Here is a 17,468-nt window from a genome sequence, read left to right as displayed (position 1 = left end):
TCTTATCCTCGGAGTACAGGTGTACTTGGTAAGTTTATCAGATGAGCTTCAATGAATTCTGATTGAGTTAGGTCTCCCCGCAGGGCATGGGAGAACATCGGCAAGCGATGCATCAGCTTCCATACTGGCCGGGTCATGACGCCGGCCTTGTTCAGCTCGGTCAGCAATGTATCCCGCTGGGTTTGATCTTCACAGACGATCGCATTGAGCCAGTAGTTGGAGCGTCCATAGGAAGGCTCGGTCACAAACAGGCATGCCTGATCCTTGAAGAACTCGGCATAGTGCATAGCCAGAGCCCGCTTTTGCGCCAGGAAGTGCGGTAGGGATTCCATCTGGGCACATCCAAGGGCCGCATTCAGATTGGGCATGCGGTAGTTAAAGCCGGGTTCATCATGATAGAACTCGAACGGATGGGGCACCTTGGCCGTGGTGGTGATGTGTTTGGTACGCGCCCCCTGTTCGGCATTCTGGCAAAGCACCATGCCACCGCCACCCGTGGTGATGATCTTGTTGCCATTGAAGCTCAGGGCGGAAAATGCACTCAGCGTCCCCGTATGTTTACCTTTGTAATAAGAGCCGAGGCTTTCGGCTGCATCTTCAACCAGCGCTATGCCCCAGGCCTGACACACGGCCTGCAACTCGTCTAGTTCGACCGGATGACCAAAGGTATGCATGGGCACGACGGCTTTCAGGCGGCGCCCGCTTGCCTTGTGGATAGCGCCGGTCTCGGTGCGAGAGGCGTGCTCTTCCAGCCAGTTGGCCAGGGCAATAGGGCACAGACCCAGGCTCTGGCGTGACACATCCACGAACACGGGCTCTGCGCCCATGTGATGCAAGGCGTTGCAGGTCGCCACGAAGGTCAGGGGTTGGGTGATCACCAGATCGCCGGCCTGAACCCCTGCCATGTAGAGCGCGATGTGCAGCGCTGCCGTGCCGTTCATGGTGGCAACGGCACGGGCAGAACCGGTAAAAGCCGCTATTTGCTGCTCGAACTGTTCAACATAGGCGCCCACGCTGGAAACGAAGGTACTTTCCAGGGTATCGAGCACATATTGGCGCTCATTGCCGGCAAAGGTCGGGGCGTGAAGAGGGATGAAGTCATCGGTTTTGTAGGTATCACGAATAAAACGTATCAATTGGGTATGCATACCGACTCCTCACATCTTTCCGTCTAGATATTTGCCAGTTTCTTTATGGCCAAAGTCCGGGATCATGGTGAAGAACAGCTCGACGAGCTCTTTCTTGTCCCAGGCGCGTTTGGTTTTCATGGCTGCGATGGTCTGTTCGAAATGGTTGAGCAGATCATTCTGATATGAGGGCTCATTCTTGATGATGCCCAGGTTCTCGAACCGGGCCATATCCAGGACTTCCTTGTCGGTGAAAAACTCTTCGAAGTCTTTTTCACCCGTGGTGTCGCTCTCGGTGAAGAGGCAAGGCCACATCCCCTGCTCAGGCAGGCTCGCCATCAGGGTTCTGGCCTCATCCTCGTCCTTGCACAGATACGGCTTGTAACCGTGCTGATCCAGATACTTCACGGCGATCTCGGCGAAGGTAATGAGGTGCAGGGATTCGCTGAGCTTGGGGAAGAAGATATCCCTGTTCTCACCGAAGATGCAGGACATCAGGCAAAGTTCCCCGGACTCCTGAGGTGTCACGAAGTAACGTTTGATGTCGTTGGGGGCGACGATGGGCTGACGCTTTTGCAAGCGCTGGTTAAATCCGTGCAGCAGGGAACCATCGGAGAAGGCCACGTTGGCAAAGCGCGCGGTTGAAATGGCAATCTGCTCGCTGCGACGCATCAGGAACATCTCCATGATGCGCTTGGAAGCCCCCATCATGTTGACCGGATTGGCCGCCTTGTCCGTCGAGACGCAGAAATACTTTTTCACCCCCATGTCGATGGAGTGCTGGATGGTTTTGTCCGTGTTGAACACATTGACGTCGATCATGCGCATCAGAGTGAAGGGGTCCTTCTCACTGCGCACATGCTTGAGGGCAGAGAGATTGAGCACATAATCATAGGCGCCATCGGCCTTGATAAAGGCGTCATATTCAATGGAACCGATATCCAGGGCGAACGTCTGAAAATCACCATCGATATAACCAAACGAGCTGCGGATATCGCGCACCAGCTCGACCATATTGTTCTCGCTGATATCGACAACATGCAACTTGCGTGGATTTCTCTTGAAGATCTCTTTGGTCACCGCTTGACCAATGGAACCGGCACCCCCCAATACCAAAAATCGGGAGTTGGTCACGGTTTGCCAGAGATGTGCATCTGCTTGTTGGACATCCCGAGCAAATAAATAAATGTTGCGACCAATAAGTGCAAGTATTTCGTCATTCATTTTGTATCACCAGAGTAAGGCAAGAGAATGAAGGTCATTAGTATGTAATATCATTAAATTGATTACTGCATAATAGACTAAGGGTCATAATTCACTCACCTTGGATTAATGCAATTTTGGGGCCAAAATTGTATTGCGATAAAAAGTATTATCTCGGTTCAAGGGGTTCTGGTGTGATCGCACGGCATATCTGCTCCACGGCGTTGAGCGCTCTTGGGGTGAAACGGTGCAGTTCATCCGAGTTGATGAGGCGCAGGCGCTGATGGCGGACGGCGTCCAGATTGGACCATTGTTGCCAGTGGCGTAGGGCGTCGGGATCTTGACTCCCTGCCAGGATCAGCGCCGGATTGGCCTTGATCACCTGCTCCAGGCTGACCTGAGGGTAGGGCGTGCGGGCAGCTGCCATCACGTTTTCCCCGCCGCACAACTCGATGGCCTGAGCGGGCCAAGCATTGCCGCTAACGCTGGTGAGCGGTGGATACCAGAGCTGATAAAACACCTTGATATGTTTTGGCTTGCCGTAGCGCTGCCCAAGTGCGGCCAGGCGGGCGAGATAGGCATCGGCCTCGGCATTGGCGGTTTGTTCCACCCCCAATGTTTTTCCCAGCGCCCGCATCTCGGTGGCGAGGGAGGCAAAGTCGGTCGGTTCTGAATAGAACACCGGGATCCCCAACTGCTCGACAGGGGCCAACATGCGGGATTGGGCGGATCGCCAGGCGACGATCAAGTCGGGCTTTTGGGCCAGCAGGGCTTCCAGATTGATGCTGCGGTAATTGGCCACCTGGGGCAGGCGTTTGATCTCGGGTGGATAATCGGAGGCATCGTCGGTGGCGACGATGCGATCGCCAGCACCGATGGCAAACAGCAGTTCGGTCAGATGAGGAGTGAGGCTGACGATGCGTGCAGGCGTCCCGGCCAGCAGGGCGGGCGACATGCACAACAGGCAGAGCAGAGTGAGCCATCTAGCCATGCAGCTGCTCCAGCACAGTGAGCAGCAATGCCAGCGCCAGCCAGCCCCAACCAGCTTGCTGCAGACGGTTGAGCAGGCGCAGGGCTGTACTGGCCTCCGGCTCGGCGGCGGCGTCAAACACGGGGAAACGGATCAAGCTGCCCTGATAGTAACGGGGGCCACCGAGCTTGCAGCCCAGCGAGCCGGACAGCAGTGCCAGCAGTATTCCCATGGCGGGGTAGGGCCAGCGTATCGCCATGCGCAGCCGGTTTGCCAGCTGGCGCAGCTGGGTCAGGCACAAGGGCAGGGCCAGCAACAAGATGGCAGGGGTACACAGGGCCTGATAGAGCACGGCGGCGGCCCGGCCAAAGTGGGCAAAGGCTGGCAGTTTCGGACTCCAGCCCTGATTCATCAACTGGGCGAGGCGCCACAGCAGGGCGCCTTGCACACCTGCTAGGGCAAATCCCAGCAGAGGGCCGGCCCACTGTCCTATCAGGCGCAGGGCGCAGCTTTCGCTGACCGCCTTGGCAAGCCCCATCAGGGATAGCTTGCCGGTATCGCGCCTGAGCCAGGGGGCGGCCTGCAACCTGGCCACCACCAGCGTATCCTGGTCTGTCAGCGAGCGAGTGGCACGGGCCAGCTCCCGCAGCGGACGCGATTCCAGCATCAGCAGCAGAAACAGCAGATCGAACAGCGGCTCCGAGAGCGAGAGATTGCGCACCGCCCAGAGTCCGGCGGCGCAAGGCAGCCAGACAATCAGCATGGCCAACAGACCTGCCTGCAATTGCTGCCCGGGGGCGCCATCGGGGCGACACACCTTGTGACCCAGCCGGGTCAGCAGCGGCACGACGGCGGAGAGCCGATAGTGGGCCGGCCAAGGCACGATGGCCTCCAGCAGGGCGGCACCGAGCAAGATGGCCGCCGGAGTGGCGGCCATCTGTTCCAGCGTGGTGAGTGGGATCACAGCTTGCCGAGCATCTTGATGATCACCTCGGCGGAGTGCTTGCCGGCCACCTCGATGAAGGCATCGAAGGATTCAACCTGTTCCTTGCCGGCGATGTCGGACATGGCACGCACCACCAGATAGGGCACCTTGAACATGTGGCACACCTGACCGATGGCGGCACCTTCCATCTCGACCGCCAGCATCTGCGGGAAGTCGGCACGGGCTTTGGCGATGGCGTCCGGCTTGCACATGAACTGATCGCCGGTGCAGATGAGGCCGACTTTGGTCTGATGCTTGCCCTGCTCGGCGATGCAATCCTGAGCGACAGCGATGAGCGTCTCGTCGCAGGGGAAGGCGGCAGGTTGCTGCGCCATCTGGCCCATCTCGTAGCCAAAAGCGGTGACATCCACATCGTGGAAGCGCATCTCGTTGGCGATCACCACGTCACCGATGTGCAGGTCCTGGGCAAAGCCGCCGGCAGAGCCGGTATTGATGACATAGTCGGGAGCGAATTTTTCCAGCAGCAGGCTGGTGGCGACGCTGGCGGCGACTTTACCGATGCCGGAGCGGGTCAGGATCACTTCTTTGCCTGCCAGGGTGCCCTGATAGAACTCGCAGCCGCCCAGTTGCAGGGTGGTCGGGTTGCTCATCTGGCTGCGCAGCAGGGCCACTTCCTGTTCCATGGCGCCGATAATACCTACTTTCATCACTCACCTCGTCTTGATGGCCATGCGGCCGAATAAGTTGTTGTGGATCATAACAAAAGTTGGCGATGGCGCCGAGCATTCCGATACTGCGTGATGTGAAGGGGCGCTTAAGGGTAGTGCTTGGCCAGGTCAGCCAGCTCGCCACTGTCCGCCAGCCGTTGCAGGGCATTGGCGAACAGGGCCAGCCGGGCAGGGGAGGTGCGCTGGTAAAACATGATGTAGAAGGGAATGGTCTCCATGGCGGTGGGGAGGATGCGGATCTGGCCGCTCAGATGGTGGCGCAGCAGGTCGGCCTCGAAGCCGGGTGAACGGTAGTAGACGAAGCGCCCTCGTTTCATCAGCAGCTTGTCGTAATTGGCGGCACTGCTGATCCCGCCGCTGTCGATGATGAGCCCCTGCAGGGCCTGCAGCCGTTCGATGGCGCCGCTGCCGTGATTGATGAGGATGATGCCCTCTTCGCCAAGGGCCCTGACGTCATCCCACTGGCGGATCTCGACCGGATCATCGCTGCGAACCGCCAGGTGGTAACGCACGGTGAAGATGGGGGGCTGCAGATAGAGAAAGTGGTTGCGACGGTCCGGGTTGTCGCCCACGCCGCAGATGAAGTCGAGCTGGCCGAAACGCACCTGTTTCTCCAGTCGCTTGAGGGGCACAAAGCGCTGATCGCCCTGGATGCGCAGGGCGGGCTCCTGGCGCTCCAGCAGTCGAAACAGCTCGACGCAGAATCCTCCGATGCCGCCATCCGCCATCTGGGTGTATTTGGGGGCGGACTCGGGCTGCGCCGCCGTGCGATAGATTTCGGTGGCAGAGACGGCCCGGTGAGCGACTGCCAGCAGACAACCCAGCATCATCACTCGGAATATCATGTCATGCTGGCCCTCGATGCGTGGGGAAATGCGACGTTAGCCGCCGATGTCACGGCGCTAGTGCTGAAACATTACGCCATATATCAGAATCTTATCAACCAAGCGCCGTATCGAGGGTCATCATCAAGGCAAACCCGGCCATCAGACCCAGGGTGGCGTGGGTCTGGTGGCCGTTGTGGTGAGTCTCGGGGATCACCTCGTGGGAAACCACGAACAGCATGGCTCCGGCGGCCAGCCCGAGGCCGATGGGATAGGCGATGGCCAGCCCGCTGGAGAGGCCGACGCCGAGTAGCGCTCCAAGCGGCTCAAGCAGGCCGCTGCCGATGGCGACCAGCACGGCTTTGCCGGGGCGAAAACCGGCGGCGCACATGGCAAGCGCCACCGCCAGCCCTTCCGGTATGTCCTGCAACGCGATGGCGGTGGTGAGCGGCAGACCCACCGACATGTCGCCCTGCGAGAAGCTCACCCCGATGGCCATCCCTTCCGGCAGGTTGTGCAGGGCGATGGCAAACACGAACAGCCAGACCCGGGAGCAGCTCTCGTGACCGGGACCACAGGGGCCGGTCTTGTCATGCTCATGGGGGGTGAATTGATCGAGCCCCAGCATCAGCAGCACCCCGAGGGTCATGCCTGCCACCACCACGGCGGCGGCGATAAAGCCGTTGCCGGTGAGCCCCTCTGCCGCCTCGAGCCCCGGCAGCAGCAGGGAGAAGGCGCTGGCCGCCAGCATCATGCCGGCGGCAAAGCCCAGCATGCTGTCCTCCACCCGCTGGGGGACCGAACGCAGAAAGAGGGCAGGCAAGGCCCCGAGCGCGGTGGCGGCAAAGCCGGCCAGGCCGCCGAGCAGGCCGTAGCGAACGCCGGGGCTGATGTCGCCGGCGGCCAGCATCACCAGGCTCTGCAGCAGCAACAGCACGACGGCCGCCAGTGCAACGAGCAGGCCGATGGCGATCACCGGGCGTGCCCGCAGTTGCTCGCGCAGCTGGGCAGACCAGGAGGAAAGGGGCAGGGCCGACGCGTTATCCATGAAGATCACCTCTCTTGCTTGATGGCGGGGACGGCGAGGCGCCATCCGGGGACTCTTGCATTACAGCGAGCCGGGCCTGACTTGTCCATGCCGGCGCATCGATTGTATTCATCGGCTAACTATTTGAAATGATTTGGTCGCCTTGAATAGTTTGTGATGAAGATCGGGTTGTACGGAAAAACAACTTGCTTTGTTGCGGCGAAAGCTGGTGAAGGAGTAGGCAGGTTTGTGGTAAAGTGCCGCCCTCGCGAAACCCACCCTTCCCTTGGTATTTCGCTACGTCCCATCTCCCGCCAGGAAAGCCCGGGTTACCAGTTCATACGGATGTGATCGCCACTGTGCACCTGCTTGTCAGCAGTCGAGGATCACCAGCCACCATGTTTTACAAAAATCTGTCTATCGGCAAAAAGATTGCCGTGGTCTTTGCGGTCATTGCCGCCGTCAACGTGATATTCGGTATTTTTCTCTCCAGCGAGCTGCGCGGCGTGCGCGATCGCGTGCTGAATTTTACCGACTCCACCCTGCCGAGCGTGCTCTCGGTCGAGAACCTGCTCTACGACGTATCCTACGTGCGCCGTGCCCAGTTTGCCCTGCTGATGGTGGATGACGCCACCGATCTGCAGGCCCGTCGCGGCCGGATCCAGGCCAGCGTCCAGAAAGTCGAGCAGGCCTTTCGTGCCTATGAGGCCACGGTCGGTGCCGACCATGAGCGCCAGGTGTTCAACCGCGCCAAGCAGGAGTGGCAACGCTATCTGAACTCGGTCAATGTGGTGGATCAACTGCTGGTGCAGGGTCAGCTGGCCCAGGCCAAGGATCAGCTGTTCCAGTCCAACCCCATTTATGGCGAGCTGGAGCAGGCGGTCAACGGTCTGGTGGAAGTGAACCTCGGCTTTGTGAAAGAGAACCGTGGCAGCCTGCTTGGCAGCGTCAACATGGTGACCAGTTTTGCCATGGTGAGCATCGGCAGCCTGCTGCTGTTCATGGTGGCCATGACCTGGTTCCTGACCCGCCAGATCTGCCTGCCGCTGCAGGCCGTGGTGGCGCAGGCCAACGCCATCGCTGCCGGCGATCTGACCCATCAGCTGGACCGCCAGCACATCGGTCGCGACGAGCTGGGCATGCTGGCCAAGGCTTCCCTCAAGATGCAGGACAACCTACGTGGCCTGATTGAAGAAGTGGTGGCGGCTGTGACTCAGCTGGGTGCCGCCATTGAAGAGGTGAGCGCCGTCTCCGAGCAGTCGGCACAGGGGATCCAGAGCCAGCAGCAGGAAATCTCGCTGGTCGCCACCGCCATGGCCCAGATGAAGGCCACTGTGGCCGATGTGGCAGGCAACACCGAGACCGCGTCCGAGTCGGCCAGCTCCGCCAATGCCTTGGCACGCCGTGGCAATCAGGATGTGCAGAGCTCGCTGATGTCCATTACCCGGGTTGCCGAAGAGATTGAACAGGCGGGCACCCTGGTCACCGAACTGGAACGCGAATCCGCCCAGATCAACGTGGTAGTGGATGTGATCCGCGGCATTGCCGATCAGACCAACCTGCTGGCACTCAACGCCGCCATCGAGGCTGCCCGTGCCGGCGAGCAGGGCCGCGGCTTTGCGGTTGTGGCCGATGAGGTGCGCACCCTGGCGGGTCGTACCCAGGCTTCTACCGGCGAGATCGTTGCCATCATCGAAACCCTGCAGGCCCGTGCCAACCAGGCCAAAGAGGTGACTGGCCAGAGCTGCGAGATGATCCGCCAGTGCGTGGAGCAGAGCGAGCAGACCAGCAACGGCATCCAGCAGATTGAAGAGGCGGTGGCCCAGATCGCCGACATGGCCATTCAGATCGCCAGCGCTTGCGGCGAACAGGATGCGGTCTCCGATGAGCTGGGTCGCAACGTGGAGCGGATCAACGAATCCTCCAACGAGGTCGCCGTTGGGGCCGATCATACCGCCCGCGCCTGCCTGGAGCTGAGCCAGCTGGCCGCCGGTCTGCGTCAGACCATCGGCCGTTTCCGTCTGGCATAATGCTGCTGCGTGCCAGGGAGGGCGATGCAACCGCTGCCTGCATTGGCAGGCGCCCAAACAACCCGGCTCAGGCCGGGTTGTTTGTTATTGGCTGGTGGCTACTGGACTAGTCATGTGGTTTGCAAGGAAGGGAGAGCAAAGCGAGTTAGGTGAACGGCGTGGCAAGTCTGCGATGGCAGAAGCCAGCAGCCGGGGTGGTCTGAGAGCTGCCTGAGGGGGGAGGCAGGGTGGTAGTGCTGCGCCGGTTCGAAGGGGGGCGCATCCTCTTGCCGCGTTGACGAGACATCTACAAAGGCCGCCTTGGCTGGGCAACGAATGCAGTCACCCCGATGGGATAGGTAGGGCAATTACGTGTGGGGATATGACGCAGGCTTGCACGCTTTCCTTGCTGGCGGCCATAAAAAAACCCGGCCTAGGCCGGGTTTGTGGTACGTGTGCTGCGCGAGGCTGGCTTATTTGGCCAGGGACTCCGGCAGGTTCTCACGGATCTTGCCGAGCATCTCTTTCAGAACGCGCGGGTTGGCAACCACGATGTTGCCGGAGTTTTCATAGTTGTGACCCCCGACGAAGTCGGTGACGATGGCGCCGGCCTCTTTGGCCAGCAGCTCACCGGCTGCGGTATCCCAGGGCTTCAAGCCGATTTCCCAGAAGCCGTCGACACGACCGGCAGCCACGTAGGCCAGATCCAGTGCGGCAGAGCCGGCACGACGGATGTCGGCACACTCGATGAACATGTTCTGGAACATCTTCAGGTACGGCTCGATGTGGTGCTTCTGCTTGAACGGGAAACCGGTGGCCAGGATGGTGCCGGCCAGTTCTTTGGCCTTGCCGACACGGATGCGATAACCGTTCAGCTGGGCGCCGCTACCACGGGTAGCAGTAAACAGCTCGTCACGGATCGGATCGTAAACAACGGCTTGTTCAGTCTTGCCCTTCACGCGCAGGGCGATGGAGACAGCAAAGTGCGGAATGCCTTTGACCAGGTTGGTCGTGCCATCCAGTGGGTCAATGATCCATTGGTAGTCCGGATTGGTACCGGTAATCTCACCAGACTCTTCAGCCACGATGCTGTGTTCCGGGTAAGATTTTTTGATGGTGTGAATGATGGCCGCTTCGGCTTCACGGTCAACGTTGGTCACGAAGTCATTGCTGCCTTTCTGGATAACCTCGATGTTCTCGGGTTGAGAGAAGGCTTTTACTACTACTTGACCGGCGTTGCGCGCAGCGCGCACGGCGATATTCAGCATCGGATGCATAGGTTCACCACTGGATGTTAAAGAACGGGGAATAAAAGGACGCGGTATCATACCAGTCTTCGCGAGAATGGCAACCGTTATACGCCATCCCCCCAGCCTTGGCGACTGCCAGATCTGACGGCTCCAATATAGGCTCCTTTTGGTCTAGTCTTATGGGCAGCAGCCGAATAACAGGCTGCATTGAGCATAGGGACGTGGATCATGAATTTGTCATTAGTCAGTCAAAAACCGTCGGCAATCACTACCCAGGGGCTGCTGGCTGCCTTGCGCGCATCGACCGGATATGGCGACTACTTCAACGAGGTGAGCATTGCCCAGCCTTGCCAATGGCAGCCAGGCAAGGAAGAGGCGGCGATCTTGCTGCTCGATGGCGACGCGGCTTGGCCGGAATTTGCCTGGCAGCGTAACAGCGATACATTCGGCTTACCGGTGTTGCCGCTGCTGATGCGCAAAGGCGATGCCACTCTCACCATTCAGGGGCCGGACGTGCGGGACCCGCGCTTCTACTTCGTCTCAAACGGCATCGTGCTGGAAGAGTCGGAACTCGCCGATCCCGCCTGCAGCCGGGTGCTGCTGAGCAAACTGGAGTCCTACTTCCCGCTCTTGTCCCGCCTGATCCTGCTGCGCCAGCGCCAACCCATGGGGCTGTGCAACTAGTCACGCTCCTCCCTGCGTCCGGGCTGTTCAAGCGGCACAATATTTGTCATAAGGAGCAGGGAAGCGTTTTAAGACACTGGCTGACATCCTGAATCCCCTGTTAGGGCTCAACTCACAGGGGATTTTTCATTCATATGGATGCAGGTTAGGTCTGTATTTGTGTGGTTCTATGACAATAACCGCCGCTTGAAAATCGGTCATAGATTGACGTTGGTCAGCCTCTGTTCATGGTCTCGATTGGTGCATTGATGATAAAGTGCCTGTTTTAGTCAGGCTAACATCAAGCACGAGGAGGCGTAGTTTTGAGCAAAAAAGCCGCGAAAGTAGGAGACATTGGGACAGATCATGACGGGTTTCATCCCACGGCAATCATCTCTGGTTCTCCTGATGTTTTCATAGATGGAATCCCAGCCGCCCGTGTTGGTGATCCCCTTGCCCCTCATGACAAGCCAAACAATCCCCCTCATCCAAGATCAATAGCCTCTGGTTCATCTACTGTTTTCGTCAATGGTAAGCCTTTGGCTATCACTGGTGGTGCTGTTGATTGCGGCGGGGTGATCATCGGGTCTGGAACTGTAATTGTCGGCGACCAAGCACCAGCGGCCCGATCTGCCGCAATACCTCAACCATCTACACCTGTAGAAGTTCCGGCTAAGAGTGCCTATTGGCCTCCGTATGATTTTGCTCAAGGAAAACACTTAGAAGTCGTATATGTGACTCCACCGAATGACTTTGCTGTGTTGACTCTAGAGGAAGCAAACGAGCTACTACACAATCTATACAATGAGACTGGTGGTAAAGACACTATAGGTAAGATCAACTCTTATCATGGTTTATATGATGGCCTAAAAACCTCGGTTGAGACTGCAAGGGGTCTTGGTGGTATGGGTGTCATGGCCTATACGAAGAATATTAAAGGCATTGATTATGTGATAATCAGAAATTATCGCCGTCATGCTCAAACACTGATGAAAGGTAATAAATGGAAGGCCAGTAATCCTAAAGTTGTCCAAGCGGGCATCGGTATCAATGATGTGAAAGGGGCCGTTCGATATGCAAGAGTTAATGTTGGTGTCGAGATTGTGTTTGCAACTGCGGTAAATGCTGTCGATTTCATAATGCGTGATGATGCTACTTTAGCGGAATTTGTAGGGAATACATCAGGAGATATTACAAAAGGTTTGATTAGCCTTGGGGTTGCTGGTCTCGCTGTTGTAATGGTTCCTGCTACGGCAGGTGTTATAGCTACTGGCTTTGTATTTGCATTCTCTTCATTCCTAACAGGCCAGCTTTTAGACTATCTTGATGACCAGTATGGATATACAAAGACCCTGAATGGAAAAATCAAAGAGGTTTTAGAGTGAATTATATAAGGATACTTTTCTTCGGTATCATGGCTTCTGTCTGTGTGTTCTTTGGCTGGAATATGCTAGAGCAAGCTTTGGGCGAGCAACGAGAGGTCTATGTTATAGATGGAATTCTAAATTACTGGGCTGTTTTTGCTGGATTTCTATCAAGTTTAGTTATTGTCGGTTATTGCGTTACTGAGATAGTAAAGAAAAAATCAGCAATATCATTTTTGCGTAAAGGTATAATCATAAGTTGTATGATAATTTCACCGGTAATATCAATTGCTTTGAGAGAGGCAGTCTTTCATAGAGCAAATGATTATGTGAAGTGTGAGCGACTAAGTAAACTTAGCACCCGTTATTCAAGTCAAACATATGCTGTTAATAATTCGAAATGTGTAGAGTTGGAAGAAAAATAAAGGTTGGTTGAATGATCCATATCATAAGATTAATTATTTCTTTTTCTTTCATTTGGTTTGGTGTCGGTCAGGTATCAGATACTCTATCTGTTGCATTAGCAAGTGATTTAGATTCATTCCGAGTTAGCGGGATTGTAAACATCTGGGCATCATTTTGTGCCCCTCTGTTTGGCCTTGCTCTAATAATCCATGTAGTAATGTCAGTATGTAAGATCGGAAAACCTGATAAGTTCTTCAATCGCGGATTTATTGCTTTTATTCTGGTAGCAGCTACAATTCTAACTGTAGTTACTAAGATTCAGTTAAATTCCAAGGTTGATGGTTATGTTGAGTGCCAAGACTTGAAACGAATCTCTCGATGGAATTCATATCAAGTTTTTGCACTATCAGATGAAACATGTAAGTTTCTAAAGGAAGTCAAAGATAAATGATTTCGTAGATACTTATCTGACAAACGAAAAAAGGGATATCATCAACGCTATCCATTTTTTTAGTTCTTTTTGTTGCCTAGTGAATCGCCCATGGTTTTCTAGACACTCTGTTGCTGAAAAATAAACTGCCTTTCAAACTCTACCGGCGACAGCCCATCATTGGAACCATGGCGCCTGATTGGGTTGTAAAACATCTCGATATAATCAAACACATCGCTGCGGGCTTCGTCTCTTGTCGCGTAAATCCGAAGCTTGATCCGCTCCCGTTTGAGCAACTGAAAGAAGCTCTCGGCGACCGCGTTGTCGTGACAATTGCCACGTCGGCTCATGCTGCAACTCAGGTTGTGGGTCTTCAGAAAATCCTGCCATTCACCACCGGTAAACTGGCTGCCCTGATCCGAATGCACCAGTACCGGCTGCTTGGGCTTGCGTCGCCAGACGGCCATCAATAACGCATCAACCGCCAAGTCTGCCGTCATGCGTGACTTCATCGCCCAGCCGACGATCTGGCGCGAGAACAGGTTGAGCACCACCGCCAGGTACAGCCACCCTTCTTGAGTGCGGATGTAGGTAATGTCAGTTATCCAAGAGATGTTGGGGGCTGGCACCTTAAACTGACGTGCCAGCGTGTTTGGGGCAGCCTGCGGGCTCTTGCCTCCATAATGCCCCTTGCGGCGTTGATAGCCCGTTTGCGAACCCAGCCCCTCCCGCTTCATTAATCTGGCCACACGGTGCTTGCCGCAGGCTTCCCCCCGTCACGAAGGTCGCGATGGCTCTTGCGATAACCGTAGACAGCACCACTTTCCAGCCAGGATTGCTTGACCAATCCGCTCAGTCGTTCGTCCTCCTGCTGGCGTGGCGATGTAGGCTGTTTCAGCCACGCGTAGAAGCCACTTCGGTGAACCCCCAGGGTCTGGCACAGGGTAACGACACGGTACCGGTCGAGTCGGGAGGTTATGAACGCGTACCTTTCCTTGACTCGCTGGCAAAGTACGCTGCGGCCTCCTTTAAAATGTTGCGCTCCTCGGTGACCTGGCGCAGTTCGGCTTTCAGGCGGCGGATCTCGGCTTGCAAGGCAGACTCTTCGAGCTGCTGGTCAGCAGGCTTACCGTACTGCTTGAGCCAGGCATACAGACTGTGGCTGGATACCCCAAGGGCTCGTGCAACATCAGCCACCGGCCGCCCGCGCTCGGTGATTTGTTTAACCGCTTCGATTTTGAATGTTTCTGGATAACGCGGACGGGTCATAACACCTCCAATAGTTGCCTCATTTTAAGGCTGTGAGGTGTCTAGGAAACTGGGGGGCGATTCAGTTTCAACAATGGGCTATCGCCAGTAGAGTGTGAAAAGCAATATTTCGAACGGCTCAAAAGTGTCTAGAGAAGCAGGGGCGATTCAGTTACAACTGACCAGTATTGTGCCGCTTTGCCATGCAGGCGCCGGAGCAAATGCCGGTGCGGCATCCGCTCTGTGTCCGTTGTCATCTCGCATGAGCGAGGCTGTGGCCGTCTCTGCACCAATGTGTGAATCACAAGGAGTTCATGATGATCGACTTTTATACCGCCGCTACGCCCAACGGCTTCAAGGTGGCGATTGCCCTGGAAGAGCTGGGTTTGCCCTATCGGGTGATCCCGCTCGAGCTGTCGGCGCTGGATCAGAAGAAGCCCGAGTTTCTGGCCATCAACCCCAACGGCCGTATTCCGGCCATCGTCGATCGGGATAATGGTGACTTCGCCGTGTTCGAGTCCGGTGCCATCCTGCTTTATCTGGCGGAGAAGGCGGGCAAGCTGCTGCCGGCAGATCCCAAACGCCGCTCCCAGGCCATCCAGTGGCTGATGTTCCAGATGGGCGGGGTCGGGCCCATGATGGGGCAGGCCAACGTCTTCTATCGCTACTTCCCGGAGAAGATCCCGGCCGCCATCGAGCGCTACCAGAAGGAGGGACGCCGTCTGTTCGAGGTGCTCGACAGCCACCTGGCCCATCACGAATATCTGGCCGATGAATACAGCATCGCCGACATCGCCACCTGGCCCTGGGTGCGCATTTATGACTGGAGTGGCATCTCCATCGAGGGGTTGCCACACCTGCAAGCCTGGATGGACCGGATGGCAGAGAAGCCAGCCTGTCAGAAGGGGATCACCATACCGCCGCGCAACGAGAAGCCGGAGGATCTGGTCAAACAGGCCCAGCAGATGGTAACGCGTTGATTTTTATTGCTGACGGGGCTAAAAACCCCGTCACATTAGAAAAACTAGGGAAAGCTGATTATAAAGATTCGTTCGTTTTTCGTGATCTGAATCACTAAGATCACCGCAAGCCTAGGGAGTGTCCTGCTCCCGGCCGGTGCGGGTTCTCCGCCTTGTATTTTCACCTTTGATTGACTCTGTGTTTTTGGATCCCCTCTGCAGGTTTCTGCCAGGGGTGCGGCAGCTTTTTGATGATTTTCGGGACTGAGATATGTATCGGCACAGTTTTTATCCGCTGTTTTTTCTGACCATTCTGATGGTCGCTGTGGGCCAGATGACCCAGACCCTGTATGTGCCCTCCATTCCCATGATGGCGGGGGACTTCAACGTGGCCTCCGGCCAGTTGCAGGCGGTGATGGCCTGTTACCTGATCCCGTACGGGCTCTCCCAGTTTGTTTACGGCCCGCTGTCGGATCGTATCGGCCGTCGCCCCATCCTGCTTATCGGCATGATGGTGTTTCTGGTGGGCACCCTGACCATTCAGTTGATCCCAAGCTTCATGGCACTGCTGGTGGGCAGCTTCATTCAGGGGCTGGGCACCGGGGCGGGCGGGGCCATGAGCCGGACCGTGATGCGGGATCGCTACAGCGGCGCCGAGCTCAACCGGGCCAACAGCCTGGTGAGCATGGGGGTGATCTTCTCCCCGCTGCTGGCGCCGGTGCTGGGTGGCTGGTTGACCGAGCTGTTCAACTGGCGTGCCGGGTACTGGTTCCTGTTTGGCTTCGGTGCGGTGACGACTCTGGCGCTGCTGGCCTGGTTTGCTGAAACGCTGCCGGCGACCGCACGCCAACAGCCGCTGCGAGTCGGTGCCGCCTATCGCCATGTGCTCGGCAATCCGCGCTTTCAGGGCAACCTGCTCTGCCTGATGGCGACTTTTGCCGGTCTGGCGGTGTTCGAGGCGGCGGCTGGCGTGCTGCTCGGCGATGTGCTCAAGTTGAGTGCCCGCACCGTCAGCGTGCTGTTCGTGCTGCCGCTGCCCGGTTATCTGTTTGGTGCCTGGCTCTCTGCCAAGCTCAGTTTTCGCCTGAGTCAGGGTAAGCTGATGCGCCTTGGCATCGTCTTCCTGGCGCTGGGGTCGCTGATCATCCTGCTGCCGGGTCTGTTCGGGGTTGTGAGTGCGGCCTCCTTGGTCGGTGGCGCCGCCGTCTACTTCATCGGCAGCGGCATCCTCTATCCGACCGCTACCTCCTGCGCCATCGAACCCTTCCCGGGTCAGGCGGGCACCGCCGGTGCCATCCTCGGCGGTATGCAGAACCTGGGGGCCGGTATCGTGACGCTGCTGGCAGCCTGCTTCCCGATGGAAGGGCAGGTGACCCTGGGAGCCATCATGACACTGATGGTGCTGATCGTGGCGCTGAGCTTCCTCTGGCTGCGCCACCATGGCTCACCCCATCAACAGATGGCTGTCTGAGCCGAGTGCATAGAAAAGACCCGCCCAAGCCGGCGGGTTTTTTATGGGCCGCTTCTGGTGTGACTGGTGCCGCGGGCAGTGTCGAAGGGGGGCAGAGGCAGGGGAGAGGGATGGTGCAGGAGATAAAGAAAAAGCCCGTCACGTTGGTGACGGGCTTTTTGCTGTTGGTACCCCGGAGATGCCGTTGCCGGTTTGGGCCCTTGAACCGTCGGTTCAAGGCGGGGATCGGATCTGACCGCAGGCTTCTCGGTCGTGCCGAGCATGCGCAATAGCCAGAAGGCAGATCCCCTGTTTGGTATGAATATCGGCTCGGGGACTTGAACCGGCTGACAAACACCCCAGGGAATTTTAAAACGGTGGACGATTAGGGCTGCAGGCCTTCGTCGCTGGATTCGCCATATTGTCCGTGCTCGATCAAGGCCGCTTCGATGGTGCGTTGCAGCATCTTGATCCGCTTGTCCATGGTCTCAGAGTATTGGTGATTTTTCTCTTTTTCAAGGCAGAGCTCATGGCAAAAATTGAGCGCTGCCATCACCGCCAGCTGTTCGTTGCTGGAGACCTTGGAGCGTTGACGCAGCTCGATGAGTTTATCAGTCAGCTGGTCGGCGGCCTGGCGCAGGGCATCCTGCTGTCCCAGGGGACAGGATACCTTGTAGGGACGTCCCAAAATGACGATTTCTACGGCCTCTGTGCTCATGCCTTCCTCAATACGGCGGAGCTGATTTCCGCCTTTATCCACGTGGACAACTGGGCGGGACTATATAGCGCAGATGCAGAAGTTTCAAGGCCTTGCTGGCTCTGGAAGGGGGAGAATGCTAGGATCCTGACCATTAATTCTGCATAT

At 57.0% G+C, this 17,468-nt stretch carries 15 protein-coding genes, 1 other RNA gene and 2 pseudogenes; 7 read left to right on the top strand and 11 right to left on the bottom strand.

What is annotated here, in order from left to right:
* Window positions 1-2: 2 nt before the first annotated feature.
* The 7 genes from OKC44_RS00500 to OKC44_RS00470 all read right to left on the bottom strand — a co-directional run bounded on the left by OKC44_RS00500 (window position 3) and on the right by OKC44_RS00470 (window position 6,846).
* Window positions 3-1,148 carry a LegC family aminotransferase gene (locus tag OKC44_RS00500; RefSeq protein ID WP_101615787.1) on the bottom strand — a complete coding sequence of 382 codons (1,146 nt, stop codon included), beginning with the start codon at window positions 1,146-1,148 and terminating at the stop codon, window positions 3-5.
* 9 nt (window positions 1,149-1,157) lie between these two features.
* The gene (locus tag OKC44_RS00495; protein ID WP_073349752.1) at window positions 1,158-2,351 is read right to left on the bottom strand and encodes a UDP-N-acetylglucosamine 4,6-dehydratase; all 1,194 of its coding nucleotides are present in this window, start codon (window positions 2,349-2,351) and stop codon (window positions 1,158-1,160) included.
* 148 nt (window positions 2,352-2,499) lie between these two features.
* Window positions 2,500-3,321 carry an ABC transporter substrate-binding protein gene (locus OKC44_RS00490; protein ID WP_270810425.1) on the bottom strand — a complete coding sequence of 274 codons (822 nt, stop codon included), beginning with the start codon at window positions 3,319-3,321 and terminating at the stop codon, window positions 2,500-2,502.
* A complete protein-coding gene (locus OKC44_RS00485) occupies window positions 3,314-4,264 on the bottom strand; it encodes a cobalamin biosynthesis protein (RefSeq protein WP_168756282.1) in 951 nt (316 codons plus the stop codon). The genes OKC44_RS00490 and OKC44_RS00485 overlap by 8 nt, the downstream gene beginning before the upstream one ends.
* Window positions 4,261-4,953, bottom strand: coding sequence for a 5'-methylthioadenosine/S-adenosylhomocysteine nucleosidase (gene mtnN / locus OKC44_RS00480; protein ID WP_270810418.1), 693 nt, complete (start codon window positions 4,951-4,953; stop codon window positions 4,261-4,263). Before mtnN ends, OKC44_RS00485 begins: the two co-directional genes overlap by 4 nt.
* Before the next feature lie 107 nt (window positions 4,954-5,060).
* Window positions 5,061-5,819 (bottom strand): substrate-binding periplasmic protein, encoded by a 759-nt coding sequence (locus tag OKC44_RS00475; protein WP_270810416.1) that lies wholly within the window; start codon window positions 5,817-5,819, stop codon window positions 5,061-5,063.
* Between the two features lie 94 nt (window positions 5,820-5,913).
* Window positions 5,914-6,846, bottom strand: a complete 933-nt coding sequence (locus tag OKC44_RS00470; RefSeq protein ID WP_270810413.1) for a ZIP family metal transporter — start codon at window positions 6,844-6,846, stop codon at window positions 5,914-5,916.
* Window positions 6,847-7,223: 377 nt separating this feature from the next.
* Between OKC44_RS00470 and OKC44_RS00465 the strand changes: the two genes are divergently transcribed.
* Window positions 7,224-8,855: a methyl-accepting chemotaxis protein gene (locus OKC44_RS00465; protein ID WP_043122141.1), complete on the top strand. Its 1,632-nt coding sequence runs from the start codon at window positions 7,224-7,226 to the stop codon at window positions 8,853-8,855.
* A 452-nt stretch (window positions 8,856-9,307) separates the two neighbouring features.
* Here OKC44_RS00465 and suhB read toward each other — a convergent pair whose 3' ends face one another.
* Window positions 9,308-10,111 (bottom strand): inositol-1-monophosphatase, encoded by an 804-nt coding sequence (suhB, locus tag OKC44_RS00460; RefSeq protein WP_162518445.1) that lies wholly within the window; start codon window positions 10,109-10,111, stop codon window positions 9,308-9,310.
* A gap of 201 nt (window positions 10,112-10,312) precedes the next feature.
* Between suhB and OKC44_RS00455 the strand changes: the two genes are divergently transcribed.
* From OKC44_RS00455 to OKC44_RS00440, 4 genes and pseudogenes are all read left to right on the top strand, one after another.
* Complete coding sequence (locus tag OKC44_RS00455; RefSeq protein WP_011705601.1) at window positions 10,313-10,768, top strand: hypothetical protein; 456 nt, start codon at window positions 10,313-10,315, stop codon at window positions 10,766-10,768.
* Window positions 10,769-11,070: 302 nt separating this feature from the next.
* Window positions 11,071-11,343: pseudogene (locus tag OKC44_RS22125) on the top strand (type VI secretion system PAAR protein); the annotation flags it as partial.
* Between the two features lie 785 nt (window positions 11,344-12,128).
* Window positions 12,129-12,536 carry a hypothetical protein gene (locus tag OKC44_RS00445; protein ID WP_270810409.1) on the top strand — a complete coding sequence of 136 codons (408 nt, stop codon included), beginning with the start codon at window positions 12,129-12,131 and terminating at the stop codon, window positions 12,534-12,536.
* 11 nt (window positions 12,537-12,547) lie between these two features.
* Window positions 12,548-12,967 (top strand): hypothetical protein, encoded by a 420-nt coding sequence (locus OKC44_RS00440; protein WP_270810408.1) that lies wholly within the window; start codon window positions 12,548-12,550, stop codon window positions 12,965-12,967.
* 98 nt (window positions 12,968-13,065) lie between these two features.
* On the opposite strand, the pseudogene OKC44_RS00435 reads toward OKC44_RS00440, so the two are convergent.
* Window positions 13,066-14,215 (bottom strand): annotated as a pseudogene (locus tag OKC44_RS00435) (IS3 family transposase).
* 296 nt (window positions 14,216-14,511) lie between these two features.
* On the opposite strand from OKC44_RS00435, the gene OKC44_RS00430 reads away from it, so the two are divergent.
* Both OKC44_RS00430 and emrD read left to right on the top strand, forming a co-directional pair.
* The gene (locus tag OKC44_RS00430) at window positions 14,512-15,174 is read left to right on the top strand and encodes a glutathione S-transferase family protein (protein WP_270811289.1); all 663 of its coding nucleotides are present in this window, start codon (window positions 14,512-14,514) and stop codon (window positions 15,172-15,174) included.
* Window positions 15,175-15,424: 250 nt separating this feature from the next.
* Complete coding sequence (emrD, locus tag OKC44_RS00425) at window positions 15,425-16,624, top strand: multidrug efflux MFS transporter EmrD (protein WP_016350375.1); 1,200 nt, start codon at window positions 15,425-15,427, stop codon at window positions 16,622-16,624.
* Window positions 16,625-16,789: 165 nt separating this feature from the next.
* Here the strand turns inward: emrD and ssrS are convergent.
* Together ssrS and zapA are read right to left on the bottom strand one after the other, a co-directional pair.
* Window positions 16,790-16,972: non-coding RNA, 6S RNA (ssrS, locus tag OKC44_RS00420), on the bottom strand.
* Window positions 16,973-16,988: 16 nt separating this feature from the next.
* A complete protein-coding gene (gene zapA / locus OKC44_RS00415) occupies window positions 16,989-17,321 on the bottom strand; it encodes a cell division protein ZapA (RefSeq protein ID WP_016350376.1) in 333 nt (110 codons plus the stop codon).
* Window positions 17,322-17,468: the final 147 nt, after the last annotated feature.

Origin of the sequence: Aeromonas sp. S41-2 (genome assembly GCF_027705845.1) — a bacterium.
GTDB lineage: Bacteria > Pseudomonadota > Gammaproteobacteria > Enterobacterales > Aeromonadaceae > Aeromonas > Aeromonas hydrophila.
This window is presented reverse-complemented; position numbering and strand designations above follow the sequence as displayed.